This is a genomic window from Paenibacillus sp. TAF43_2 (assembly GCF_052113545.1).
Taxonomy (GTDB): Bacteria; Bacillota; Bacilli; order Paenibacillales; family Paenibacillaceae; genus Pristimantibacillus.
On record NZ_JBFRDK010000170.1, the window covers coordinates 1 to 13,028 of the forward strand.

At 45.1% G+C, this 13,028-nt stretch carries 13 protein-coding genes; all 13 read left to right on the plus strand.

The window, feature by feature from the left end:
- Positions 1 to 758 (plus strand): DHH family phosphoesterase (locus tag AB4Z17_RS26465; protein ID WP_441963122.1); only part of this gene is annotated, 758 nt, incomplete at its 5' end.
- A 3-nt stretch (positions 759 to 761) separates the two neighbouring features.
- Positions 762 to 1,676, plus strand: coding sequence for a tRNA pseudouridine(55) synthase TruB (gene truB / locus AB4Z17_RS26470; protein WP_441911339.1), 915 nt, complete (start codon positions 762 to 764; stop codon positions 1,674 to 1,676).
- Between the two features lie 44 nt (positions 1,677 to 1,720).
- Complete coding sequence (locus AB4Z17_RS26475; protein ID WP_441911341.1) at positions 1,721 to 2,668, plus strand: bifunctional riboflavin kinase/FAD synthetase; 948 nt, start codon at positions 1,721 to 1,723, stop codon at positions 2,666 to 2,668.
- A 213-nt stretch (positions 2,669 to 2,881) separates the two neighbouring features.
- Positions 2,882 to 3,151, plus strand: coding sequence for a 30S ribosomal protein S15 (gene rpsO, locus AB4Z17_RS26480; RefSeq protein ID WP_053375765.1), 270 nt, complete (start codon positions 2,882 to 2,884; stop codon positions 3,149 to 3,151).
- A 152-nt stretch (positions 3,152 to 3,303) separates the two neighbouring features.
- The gene (pnp, locus tag AB4Z17_RS26485; protein ID WP_441963124.1) at positions 3,304 to 5,403 is read left to right on the plus strand and encodes a polyribonucleotide nucleotidyltransferase; all 2,100 of its coding nucleotides are present in this window, start codon (positions 3,304 to 3,306) and stop codon (positions 5,401 to 5,403) included.
- A 202-nt stretch (positions 5,404 to 5,605) separates the two neighbouring features.
- On the plus strand, positions 5,606 to 6,601 hold the full coding sequence (locus AB4Z17_RS26490; RefSeq protein WP_441963125.1) for a polysaccharide deacetylase family protein: 996 nt from the start codon (positions 5,606 to 5,608) through the stop codon (positions 6,599 to 6,601).
- Positions 6,602 to 6,724: 123 nt separating this feature from the next.
- Positions 6,725 to 7,993 (plus strand): M16 family metallopeptidase, encoded by a 1,269-nt coding sequence (locus AB4Z17_RS26495; protein WP_441963126.1) that lies wholly within the window; start codon positions 6,725 to 6,727, stop codon positions 7,991 to 7,993.
- On the plus strand, positions 7,938 to 8,417 hold the full coding sequence (dut, locus tag AB4Z17_RS26500; RefSeq protein ID WP_441911347.1) for a dUTP diphosphatase: 480 nt from the start codon (positions 7,938 to 7,940) through the stop codon (positions 8,415 to 8,417). The genes AB4Z17_RS26495 and dut overlap by 56 nt, the downstream gene beginning before the upstream one ends.
- Before the next feature lie 128 nt (positions 8,418 to 8,545).
- Entirely contained in the window at positions 8,546 to 9,445 is a 900-nt protein-coding gene (gene dpsA, locus AB4Z17_RS26505; protein ID WP_441881236.1) for a dipicolinate synthase subunit DpsA, read from the plus strand.
- A complete protein-coding gene (locus tag AB4Z17_RS26510; RefSeq protein ID WP_076269194.1) occupies positions 9,442 to 10,032 on the plus strand; it encodes a dipicolinate synthase subunit B in 591 nt (196 codons plus the stop codon). Before dpsA ends, AB4Z17_RS26510 begins: the two co-directional genes overlap by 4 nt.
- 28 nt (positions 10,033 to 10,060) lie before the next feature.
- Entirely contained in the window at positions 10,061 to 11,095 is a 1,035-nt protein-coding gene (asd, locus tag AB4Z17_RS26515; RefSeq protein ID WP_441911349.1) for an aspartate-semialdehyde dehydrogenase, read from the plus strand.
- Positions 11,096 to 11,157: 62 nt separating this feature from the next.
- A complete protein-coding gene (gene dapG / locus AB4Z17_RS26520; RefSeq protein WP_441963128.1) occupies positions 11,158 to 12,372 on the plus strand; it encodes an aspartate kinase in 1,215 nt (404 codons plus the stop codon).
- Positions 12,373 to 12,397: 25 nt separating this feature from the next.
- Positions 12,398 to 13,028 (plus strand): 4-hydroxy-tetrahydrodipicolinate synthase (gene dapA, locus AB4Z17_RS26525; RefSeq protein WP_441963129.1); only part of this gene is annotated, 631 nt, incomplete at its 3' end.

Consider the following 13,028-nt stretch of genomic DNA (forward strand, 5'->3'; position numbering starts at 1 on the left):
ACAAGCGCGATGTAACTCAACAAACATTTGATGCCATTATTTCGGTCGATTGTGCGGATTTCAAACGTATTGGAGAGGTAGCGAGCAGCTTTGCACCAGATGCAAAGCTGCTTAATATCGATCATCATCCAACAAACAATGGATTTGGCACCGTAAATGTTATACGAGCAGAAGCTGCGGCTACTGTTGAAATATTGTATGATTTAATCGAGAGGGCAGAAATCGCATTAGATGTGAATTGCGCAACAGCAATCTACACCGGTTTGTTGACCGATACAGGAGGGTTTCGTTATTCAAACACGAGTCCGCGTGTTATGGAGATTGCCTCGCATTTGCTCGCTTTAGGCGTGTCCGGCAATGAGCTCGCTGATCATCTTCTTGAGAAAATGACCATGGCTAAGCTCAAACTTCTCCAGCTCGCACTCAATCGCCTCACATTTACGGATAACTTAGAGATCGGCTGGGTCTATATTGGCAAAGATGATTTGCGCAATACAGGTGCTGTTCCTGAAGATCTAGAAGGAATCGTGAATTATGCGCTTAATGTGGATGGAGTTGAAGTCGGCATTCTATTTAAAGAAACGGAAGACGGTGCAGTCAAAGCAAGCATGCGTTCAGCAGGCAAAGCCAATGTAGCCGCAATTGCGCAAGCATTCGGCGGTGGCGGTCATGTGCGTGCAGCAGGATGCCGGATTGAAGGTTCTTTAACGACCTCGATTGAAGAGCTAGTGGAAGCAGTCAGAAAGGCGTTGATTTAAGCGATGGACGGCATTTTGGCAGTTTGGAAGCCTGAAGGCTGGACTTCTCATGATGTGGTTGCAAAAGTGCGCCGAGTGCTAAAGATGAAGCGAATTGGTCATACAGGAACGCTTGATCCTATGGTTACGGGTGTATTGCCGCTATGTCTTGGGCGTGCAACGAGAGTAGTCGAATATGTGCAAGAGCGGCCTAAGTCATATGAAGCCGTATTGCAGCTTGGAATTGCAACAGATACAGAAGACATAACGGGTACAGTTATTGAGCGGCAAACGCCAATATCGGTTACAGAAGAAGATGTTCGCCATGCGCTGTCGCAGTTTTTAGGCGAGATTGATCAAGTACCTCCCATGTATTCCGCTGTCAAAGTTGATGGCAAGCGATTGTACGAGTTAGCTAGAGAAGGAAAGACCGTTGAGCGGAAATCGAGAAAAGTAACGATTCATCAAATAGATCTCATTGATACTCAGCTCGATCTTGATCAGCCTCAGATTTCGTTTTCTGTCGTTTGTTCAAAAGGTACATACATTCGCACGTTATGTGTAGACATCGGCAAAGCACTAGGTGTTCCTGCTACGATGGCCCATTTGACGCGAACGATGTCAGGCGGTATTACAAAGGAAAGCTGTTTGACGCTTGAGCAAATTGAGCAATTGCAGCAATCCGGTGAATTAAGCGGACATATCATTTCCGCCGATGAAGCCATTACACATTTGGATCGTGTGACGATTCCAGAATCGTTTGGGAAACTTGCACTGCAAGGACAGAAAGTTAGTCTCAGCCATTCCGTAGAACATGCAGCATTGACTTTAGATGGACAACTTATACGTCTTTATAATGATCAAAGCTCGTTTCTAGGTATTTTTCAGATTGATTTGAATGCAAATGTTTTCAAGCCAATCAAAGTGTTTTCAGCTTAGCTTATCGTTGTAGAAAGTTAATAGGAAATGCAGGTGCTTCAGCGTTGGAAATTATTCCATTAAGTTTTCCTTTAAACGGTTTGTCCACGTTGTCGCTGGACAAACCGCTTTCCATAGCAATCGGTCATTTTGATGGGGTTCATCGTGGACATCAGAACGTGATTCGCCAAGCTGTAAATGCGGCGAAGGAATCCGAGATGCTATCAGCGGTTTTGACATTTGATCCTCATCCGAAGGAAGTTCTCGGACAAGGTGAGCAATATTATCGTTGCCTTACGCCTTTTGATGCGAAGACAGCGTTATTTGCAGAGCTTGGCGTAGATCTTGTATTCATAATGAAGTTTGATCTTGAGTTTGCTTCAGTAACACCTGAGCGCTTCGTCAATGAGGTTCTGCGCACACTTCGTGCTAAGCAGGTCGTTGTAGGCTTTGATTTCAACTTCGGCCACAAAGGCTCAGGTAATGCAGAGACTTTGAAGCAGCTGGCAGAGCCTGATATTTCTGTTCATATCATTGAGCCTTTGATCGAGAACGGGATAAAAGTTAGCAGTACTTATATCCGTGAAGCTCTTGAGCAAGGTGATCTTGAACTGGCAGAACGATTGCTTGGCAGGCCATATGAAGTTGAAGGGATCGTTGTTCATGGGGACAAAAGAGGTCGTACGATCGGGTTCCCAACAGCAAACCTGCAATTTAATGCCCCATATATCGCGCCAAGGCTTGGCGTTTATGCGGTAATGGCTTGGATTGGTGATACCGCATACCCTGGTGTTTTAAACTATGGCTTAAAACCAACCTTTAACAAAGATGAGCTGAAACCTGTAATGGAGGCTCATTTGTTTGACTTCAACAGCGATATATACGGTGAGCATATGCGTTTGCAATTGCTATCGTTTATCCGTTCGGAGAAAAAATTCAATTCCATTGCCGAGCTTGTTGAGCAGATTGGATCTGATTCTGAGCAAGCGAAGGCGATTCATGGTTACAACTAACTGATCGTATCAACCATTCGTGTGAAAACGGATGTTGGGCATTCTTTATTTATGATCCTCGACATTCGTCTACCTTATGTGTTATACTATAAAACGTTGTAAGTAGTCATACATTTTGTGTGACATACGGACAAACTTAACCTTAGCTTGGATGTCCGATCTCACCGACGGCTTCGAGGCTAATGGCGATTATCAAGAAGGAGGTGAATTAGGATGGCAATTACACAAGTACGTAAAAACGAACTGATTGAGACGCATAAGACACATGCAACTGATACGGGTTCCCCGGAAGTTCAAGTGGCTATCCTGACTGAAAACATCGTTAACTTGACTCAACATTTGCGGGAGCACAAGAAAGATCATCATTCCCGTCGTGGTTTGCTCAAGATGGTAGGTCAGCGCCGTAAGCTGCTTGCATACCTTAAAAACAATGATGTTAGACGTTACAGCGCATTGATCGAAAAACTCGGCCTTCGCCGCTAAAACATGCGTAAAGAAAAGCAACCTGGTTGTCCAGCCGTCCGGGAATAACGGATGAGCGGATTCGGGTTGCTTTTTGTAATAGGGAAACACTCGGAATAAACTGCCAATTAGCAGTGAAATAGACTAATCGAATAACAATTAGGAGGGATAAAATGGTACAACGAATTGAGATGATGGTAGGCGGAAGACCGCTATCCATTGAAACCGGCCGCCTTGCGAAGCAGGCGAATGCAGCAGTCACTGTTCAGTATGGTGATACTGTCGTATTGTGTACGGTAACAGCGTCAGCAGGTCCGAAGGATCTGGATTTCTTCCCATTGACTGTTAACTATGAAGAACGTTTGTATGCTGTTGGTAAAATTCCAGGTGGATTCATTAAACGTGAAGGCCGTCCAAGCGAGAAGGCGATTTTATCCAGCCGACTTACGGACAGGCCTATTCGTCCGTTATTCCCAGAAGGTTTCCGGAATGACGTTCAAGTCATGAACATTGTAATGAGTGTGGATCAAGATTGTTCGCCAGAAATTGCGGCTATGATCGGTACATCTGCTGCACTATCCATTTCTGATGTTCCATTTGATGGTCCAATTGGCGGAGTAAACGTTGGACGTGTTAATGGCGAATTCATTATTAATCCGACGGTGGAGCAAAGCGTAGAAACGGATATTTTTGTAGTTGTCGCAGGAACGAAAGATGCGATCATGATGGTGGAAGCAGAAGCAAACGAAGTTTCTGAAGCAGTAATGCTTGAAGCGATTATGTTTGGTCATGACGAAATCAAAAAGATCGTAGCAAAAATAGAAGAGCTGCAAGCTGTAGCCGGCAAACCGAAAATGGAAGTTAAGCTACATACTGTAAATGAGCAAGTGAATGCTGATGTTCGCGCTTATGCTTCTGCTGGTTTGGTTGAAGCGATTAAGGTGGAAGAAAAGCATGCTCGTCAAGACGCAATTGACGCAGTTAACAGCGCAGCAGTTGCTCACTTTGAAGAGCAATATATCGATACGCCAGAACTACTCTCTGATGTTAAAGAAGTTCTTTATGACATCGTGAAGGAAGAAGTACGTCGTCTTATTTCTCATGATAAGGTTCGTCCAGATGGCCGTTCGCTTGATGAAATTCGTCCAATCGATTGTGATGTGGCAATTTTGCCTCGCACACATGGAACAGGGCTGTTTACTCGTGGACAAACACAAGCACTAAGTATTTGTACGCTTGGCGCAATGGGCGACGTTCAAATTTTGGATGGCATTTCGCCTGAAGAAACAAAACGTTTCATGCATCACTATAACTTCCCGCCGTTCAGCGTTGGTGAAGCTCGTCCGCTTCGTCCGCCAGGCCGTCGTGAAATCGGGCATGGTGCTCTTGGAGAACGTGCACTTTCCAAAGTTATTCCATCTGAAGCTGAATTCCCTTACACGATTCGTCTTGTTTCGGAAGTTTTGGAATCTAACGGTTCTTCTTCACAAGCAAGCATTTGCGCAAGCACACTTGCTATGATGGATGCAGGGGTACCAATCAAAGCGCCAGTAGCTGGTATTGCTATGGGTCTAATTAAAGATGGCGATCACTTTGCAATTCTTTCTGATATTCRAGGGATGGAAGATCATCTCGGCGATATGGACTTTAAAGTTGCAGGTACAGCTGAAGGCGTTACAGCTATTCAAATGGATATCAAGATTGCCGGCATAAACCGCGCTATTTTGGAGCAATCGCTTGAACAAGCTCGCCAAGGCCGTATTTTCATTCTAGGTAAAATGCTCGAAAGCTTGCCGACTACACGTCCAAACTTATCGAAGTATGCACCGAAAATTTTGACGCTTCGCATTAATCCGGACAAAATCCGTGATGTTATTGGCGCAGGCGGAAAAATCATCAACAAAATCATTGAAGAAACTGGCGTGAAAATCGATATCGAGCAAGACGGAATGGTATTTATCGCTTCTTCAAACGAAGAGATGAACCAAAAAGCTAAATCGATTATCGAAGGTATCGTTAAAGAAGTGGTTGTTGGTGAAATTTATATGGGTACGGTTAAGCGCGTTGAGAAGTTCGGTGCTTTTGTTGAAATTTTGCCGAACAAAGATGGACTTGTCCATATTTCTCAATTGTCGAATGAACGTGTTGCAAAAACAGAGGATGTCGTTAACATTGGCGACCAAATCAAAGTTAAAGTAACCGAAATTGACGGACAAGGCCGTATTAACTTGTCTGCCAAAATTTTGATGATGCCAGAAGCATCGCCGCAATAAGCTTTTAATGCTTGGCGGTCATATTATTAAGAAGAAAAGAGACAGATTTGATCTGGCTCTTTTTGTTTTTTAAAGCGAGATCCGGTCACCATATTACCCAGCCGCTGCATATTCTCGTCCTACTTTTCATACATATGAATTAACATGCCGAAATAAGGTCAAGCTTAGGAAGCGTGCGAGGACTTATATGGGAGTGGGAATAATGATGCTTAGAAAAGCAACTGCAATTGTGGCAAGCATGCTTCTAGTGCTTGCATTCGTCAGTATGAACGAAGACATATCAAAATTTCTCTCTTCTTTAAAATATGATAATAAAATGGTTTATGCACAATATTCTTATACGCAATCGGAGAAGCAGAGGCTGCTGAACATAATTTCAGAAGAAGCAGATAAGCTGAATATTGCACCAGTAGACGCGCGGATTGATCGTGTTTGGAGAGCTATTCCAGGGTATAACGGCTTGGAAGTCGATGTTGATAAAACGCTCGAAGCTGCATTGCTTGCTCCGCCTTCTCAAACCATTCCTTATGTATATAAAGAGGTTGAACCCGAAATCAGTCTAAATGATCTTGGTCCACATCCGATTTTTCGCGGCAATCCCAACAAAAAGATGATATCGCTTATGATCAATGTCGCTTGGGGCAATGAGTACATAGATTCCATTTTAAAAACACTTAAACGTGAAAAAGTGAAAGCTACCTTTTTCCTTGATGGCAGYTGGCTAAGTAAAAACGCTGATGTTGCTAAGCAAATACAAGCTGAAGGACATGAAATGTCTAATCATGCGTATACTCATCCTGACATGAGTGCGATTAGCAGGGAAGCGCAGTACAATCAAATAGCCAAAACCGAAGCCTTATTGAAATCGAGCTTGAACGTAAACAACAAATGGTTTGCTCCGCCATCGGGCTCCTTTAATCAAGCGACTGTCCAGATTGCCGAGGAGCAGGGGTTAAAAACGGTGCTGTGGACCATTGATACGGTTGATTGGCAGAAACCGCCGGCAGATGGCGTTGTGCGCAAAATTGCAGCGAAATTAGAGCCTGGAGCGCTAATATTAATGCATCCTACAGCCACAACGCGAGATGCGCTGCCTGGCATAATTGCTACAGCTAAATCAAAAGGCTACGCAATAGGAACGGTTAGTGAGACGCTTTCCTCCAAGCGGATTCCCGTTGAAGTTGAGGGAGCGGACTGATTCTGCTATAGTAAAAACATTCATGTTTAGAGTCACATGTATATGATGTCAGTTTTGTAAGGCAAAATGATGAGACGTATAATAATGATCATTTTGCTGCACAAAACATGAGGAGGACTACTAATGAACAAATACACACTTAGCAATGGATTGCGTGTTGTCGTTGAATACATACCGACAGTAAGATCAGTATCGTTTGGCATATGGGTCAAAACGGGCTCACGCAATGAGACGCCTGAAAATAACGGCATCTCCCATTTCATTGAACACATGCTGTTCAAAGGCACAGAAAGCCGTACTTCAAAGGACATAGCGGATTTATYCGATGGTATAGGCGGAAATGTCAATGCGTTTACCTCGAAGGAATATACGTGTTATTTTGCCAAGGTGCTTGATGAGCATTTGCCGCTTGCCGTAGACGCTCTCTCGGATATGTTTTTTAATTCCCAATTTGATCCGGAAGAATTGGCGAAAGAAAAAAATGTTATTCTAGAGGAAATCTCTATGTATGAGGATACTCCGGATGATAAGGTGCATGACGAAGCCTCTCGCGCAGCATTCGGTGAACACCCGCTTGCTTATTCGATATTGGGGCTTGAGGATCGTTTGACTGCCATGACCTCTGATACGCTTCGCGGATATATGAACGATACGTATACACTTGAGAATGTAGTAATCAGTGTTGCAGGCAATGTTGAAGAGCAGAGCTTGCTTGCGTTAATGGAACAATATTTTGGAAGCTTTAAGAATAGCAAGCCAGCCTCATCCATCATTACGCCTCCGGCATTTCATGGCGATTATTTGTTTTACAAAAAGAAAACAGAGCAAAACCATCTATGTGTTTCTTTCCCAGGTTGCTCGATTACCGATTCAAATTTGTATGCCATGATTCTTCTTAACAATGCTATAGGGGGCGGAATGAGCTCGAGGCTGTTCCAAGAAATAAGAGAGAAGCGCGGACTCGCATATTCTGTCTATTCCTATCACACTTCCTATGCGGATACTGGCTTGTTTACTTTATATGCTGGAACGGCGCCTAAGCAAACGAAGGAAGTACTTGATTTAACGATGGAGCAGATGAACGAGCTGTCTGTAAAAGGATTAGGCGAGGATGAACTGCACCGCGGCAAGGAGCAATTGAAGGGAAGCTTGATATTGAGCTTAGAGAGCACGAGCAGCAGAATGAATCGATTGGGCAAAAACGAGTTGATGCTCGGTCACCATTACACGCTTGATGAGCTGTTGAAGCGTATCGATTCGGTGCAGATGTCAGATGTAGTTGATGTTACGAAGCGTATGTTAGCTGCTCCTTTCTCCGTTGCAATGGTCGGAACGAATGATAAAGCAGCAGCAGAGCTCAGGAGGGATCAATTTGTATCAAGTTCAGTTTAAACGATTAGAAGGAAATGAAGATATAGCCATACCGAAAAAAATGTCCGAATGGGCAGCTGGCTTTGACCTGCAAGCTTCTGTAGGAGAGCCTGTAGTATTGCAGCCAGGCGAGCGTAAGCTTATTCCTACCGGCTTTGCAATGGCAATGCCCGGGGAGCTGGAGGCGCAAATTAGACCGCGCAGCGGCCTTGCGTATAAGCATGGCATTACTTGCTTGAATTCACCAGGTACGATTGATGCGGACTACCGTGGAGAAGTGAAAGTGCTGCTCGTCAATTTAGGCGATCAGCCGTTTACAATTACGCGCGGGGAAAGAATAGCTCAAATGGTATTCCAACTCGTGCCGGCAGTTACGATTATAGAAGCTGACGAGCTGCCTGACACCGTAAGAGGTGCCGGCGGGTTTGGACATACTGGCGTTTAAGCGATATGAATTCATAAATGAGTATGAAGAAGATCGGGCATATGCCCGATCTTTTTTTCTTTTTCACCCCGCTCTGGGCGCAAGCATAAGATGATCTAGAGCTATTAGCAAGAAAGGAGTGAAGCTTAATGCTAACAGGCGTTCAAGTGCTGCTGCTTGGGGGTGATGCAAGGCAGCTGGAGGTAATTCGAAAGCTGACTGAGCTTGATGCTGCTGTCACAGTTTCGGGTTTTGACGGCTTGCATTCGTCACTCGACGGAGCGGTACAAGCGGAGTTTGAGGAACAGCTTTTTGAATCCGTCGATGCGTTGTTGTTGCCTGCCGTAGGCACTGATGATCAAGGGATCATCCAGAGTGTTTTTAGTGACCGACAAATGCAGCTGGCAGACAGCCATTTTGCAAAGCTGCCAAAACATTGCACAGTATATACAGGGATGGCGAAGCCTTATTTGCGTCAGCTATGCGAGCAGCATTCACTGTCGCTCGTTGAGCTGTTTGACCGTGATGATGTTGCCATATACAATTCAATTCCGACAGCGGAAGGCGCCTTAATGATGGCCATTCAGAATACGGATATTACGATTCATGGGTCTTCTTCTATGGTGCTTGGTTTCGGTAGAACAGGCTTTACAATGGCACGAACACTTCAAGGTTTGGGGTCCAAAGTGAAGGTCGGTGTACGGCGTTCAGAGCAGTTCGCAAGAGCGGCAGAGATGGGTTTTGAGCCTTTCTACATCAGTGGTTTATTGCATCATGTGAGCAATATTGACTTGCTTTTTAATACAATTCCGACTATGATAGTCACAGCACAAATTATCGCAAATTTACCTTCGCGAGCCGTCATTATTGACCTCGCATCGAAGCCTGGCGGGACAGATTTCCGCTTCGCTGAGAAGCGTGGCATTAAAGCGATGCTCGCACCCGGACTACCCGGTATCGTCGCACCGAAAACAGCTGGACGTATCATAGCGGATTGCTTATCTCAGTTGATTTTGGACGATACGATTAAGCGGGGGAATGGGATATGAATTGGTCTGGAATTACGGTGGGTTATGCATTGTCAGGCTCACATTGTACGTTTGCTGAAGTTATGCCTGAAATTAAGCGGTTCGTCGATGCGGGGGCCAATGTGGTGCCGATCGTTTCGAATACACTTATGACAACGGACACTAGATTTGGAAAGTCCGAGGATTGGCAAACACAGTTAAAAGCGATTACCGGAAATGAACTTATTTCGACCATTGTGCAGGCGGAGCCACTTGGGCCTTCTAAGCTGCTGGACGTTCTTGTCATAGCACCTTGCACAGGAAATACAACAAGCCGACTTGCAAATGCAATTACGGACAGCGCAGTACTTATGGCTGCAAAAGCCCAAATGCGCAATGGCCGTCCGCTGGTTCTTGCTATTTCGACAAATGATGGACTTGGTTTAAATGCCGCTAACATAGCGAAGCTATTAGTGGCTAAACATATTTATTTTGTACCGTTCGGCCAAGATAACCCGGTGCAGAAGCCTAATTCGCTTGTTGCCAGAATGGATTTGGTCTTGGAAGCATGCGAAGCTGCCCTCTCTGGCAAACAGCTGCAGCCTCTGCTTGTCGAACGTCATTCATGACACACGGTTAGAGGGGAGACGACAACAGATGTCGTATCAGAAATTGTTTAACGTTGCAGTTGTTGGTGCAACAGGCGCAGTAGGAGAACAAATACTGAAATTACTTGCATCCAGAAACTTCCCGATCCGAGAGCTTAAGCTGTTATCGTCTGCTCGCTCAGCCGGCACAAAAATTACATTTAAAGATCAGGAGCTTACGGTTGAAGAAGCAAAACCGGAAAGCTTCGAAGGTATCGACATCGCTTTGTTTAGTGCAGGAGGCGATGTTACTAAAGCATTGGCTCCACATGCTGTTAAACATGGTGCAGTATGTATTGATAACACAAATGCATATCGCATGGACGAAAACACACCGCTTGTCGTTCCTGAGGTTAATATTGAGAAGGTTAGCGAGCATAAGGGCATAATCGCTAATCCGAACTGCTCGACCATTCAAATGGTAGTAGCTCTTAAACCGCTACAAGACCGTTTTGGTATTTCGCGTATTATCGTTTCCACCTATCAAGCGGTTTCTGGTGCTGGAAATCTTGCCATTGACGAGATGCTTCGTCAAACTGCAGCTTCACTTCAAGGTGAAGAGGTAAACCCAGCTATTCTTCCAGTAGGCGCATTGCCGGTTAAGCATCAAATTGCATTTAATGCGATTCCGCAAATTGATAAGTTTCAAGAGAATGGTTATACGCTTGAGGAAATGAAAATGGTTCGCGAAACGAAAAAAATTATGGGTGACGAGTCTATCCAGGTTACAGCTACATGCGTGCGAATTCCTGTCGTTTACGGTCACTCGGAATCTTTATATGTTGAGCTCAAAAACGACTACGATTTGGAAGAGGTTAAGCAGCTGCTTGCAGATGCACCGGGCGTTACGCTCGTTGATGATCCTGCTAATCAGCAATACCCGCTTGCGACTGATGCTGCCGGTAAGCCGGATGTATTTGTTGGTCGCTTGAGACGTGATCTTGGTTCGGATCGCGGACTTAATATGTGGATCGTCTCCGATAACCTGCTCAAAGGAGCAGCATGGAATGCTGTTCAAATCGCTGAACATATCGCAAGAGGTTAATGTATTAAGTAAAAGGTAGTAAAGCTTGCTTCTTCCCTGGATCGATCATGGAGGATTATAATATGCGCATCCTGATTCAAAAATTCGGGGGCACCTCTCTTTCTACCGATCATGCCAGAGAACACGTAATTAGTCATATTACCAGAGAACGCAGCAGTGGCCTTGCTGTAGTCGTAGTCGTATCTGCTATGGGGCGTAAGGGCGATCCTTACGCAACGGATACCTTGCTTCAGGTTATACGTGATAATGGCGACAGGCTGCCAGCGCGTGAGCGAGATATGCTGCTAGGCTGCGGAGAAATTATTTCCGCAGCCGCTTTATGCAGCTTGCTCATTGCGAGCGGCATTCCTTCCGTTGTCCTAACCGGAGGACAGGCGGGCATGATTACTGACGAGCAGTATGGGCAAGCCCGAATCAAAGAGATTCGGCCAGATAAGGTGCTTCATCATTTACGTGAAGGAACCGTTGTAATCGTAACAGGTTTTCAAGGAAGCACAGCATTAGGAGATACGACAACACTTGGCCGCGGCGGAAGCGATACTTCAGCTACAGCATTAGGTGCTGCGCTGCGCGCTGAAATGGTCGATATTTATACGGATGTTAACGGGATTTTAACGGCGGACCCTAGATTAGTCGAGGAGGCGAAACCGCTTCCTGTCGTAAGCTATGCTGAAATATGCAACATGGCAAGGCAAGGAGCTAAGGTTATTCATCCTCGTGCCGTTGAGATTGCTCAGCAGGCTCGTATACCGCTCCGTGTTCGTTCTACTTTCTCAAGTGAAACAGGCACATTAGTAACTGATTCAGCTGAGCTTAAGGCTGAGCTGGCGGTTAAGGATCGTCATGTTACAGGAATTGCCCATGCAGCAGGGATTACTCAAATATCAGTAAAGGCTATTGAAGGCCGAAATGATGTGCAGCTGCAAGTGTTTCAATCTATGGCTAAACATCATATTAGTGTTGATTTTATTAATGTAACGCCAAGCGGTGCAGTTTATACCGTATTTGATCATGATGCTAAACGTGCAGTTGATGTACTGAAGGAAAGCGGTTTTGCACCTTCAGCTATTAAAGGCTGTGCTAAAGTATCCGTCATCGGCGGTGGTATGAATGGAGAGCCAGGCGTTATGGCGCGTATCGTGGAAGCGCTGACGGAGCAGGGCATTTCAATCATGCAATCGGCTGATTCTAATACTACGATATGGGTGCTCGTTCGTGAAGCGGATATGGTAGAGGCACTTCGTTCTCTGCACGCGAAGTTCGAGCTACATCGATAGAGCAACTTTTTTGGGAGGAATTCAGATGGAATTTGGAAGACTAATTACCGCAATGGTAACCCCATTTGATGCGGACGGTCATATTGATTGGGAAACGACAGCAAAATTAATTGATTATTTGATTGAGGAGCAGCAAAGCGATAGTCTTGTCGTTTCAGGCACGACTGGCGAATCACCGACGCTCTCCGATGAAGAAAAACTGGAACTGTTCCGATTTGCTGTTAAGCATGCGAATGGTCGTTGCAAAATCATTGCTGGTACGGGCAGCAACAACACAGCCCATTCCATCCATCTGACAAAAGACGCAGAAGCAGCAGGCGTTGATGGCATTTTGCTTGTTGCTCCATATTATAACCGTCCTAGTCAAGAAGGACTTTATCAGCACTTTAAGGCTATTGCTGGAGCAACAAAATTGCCTATTCTTTTGTATAATGTGGAAGGTCGTACGGGAGTCAACATCTCTGTCGAAACGACGCTTCGCTTAGCACAAATCGACAATGTTGTGGCGACAAAAGATTGTGCTTCAACAGATCAATTAACTCAAATTATTAGTGGTGCTCCTGCAGGATTTAAAGTATACAGCGGGGACGACAGTGCTACACTTCCTGCTTTGGCTATTGGAGCTTACGGAATCGTTAGCGTTGCGGGACATGTCG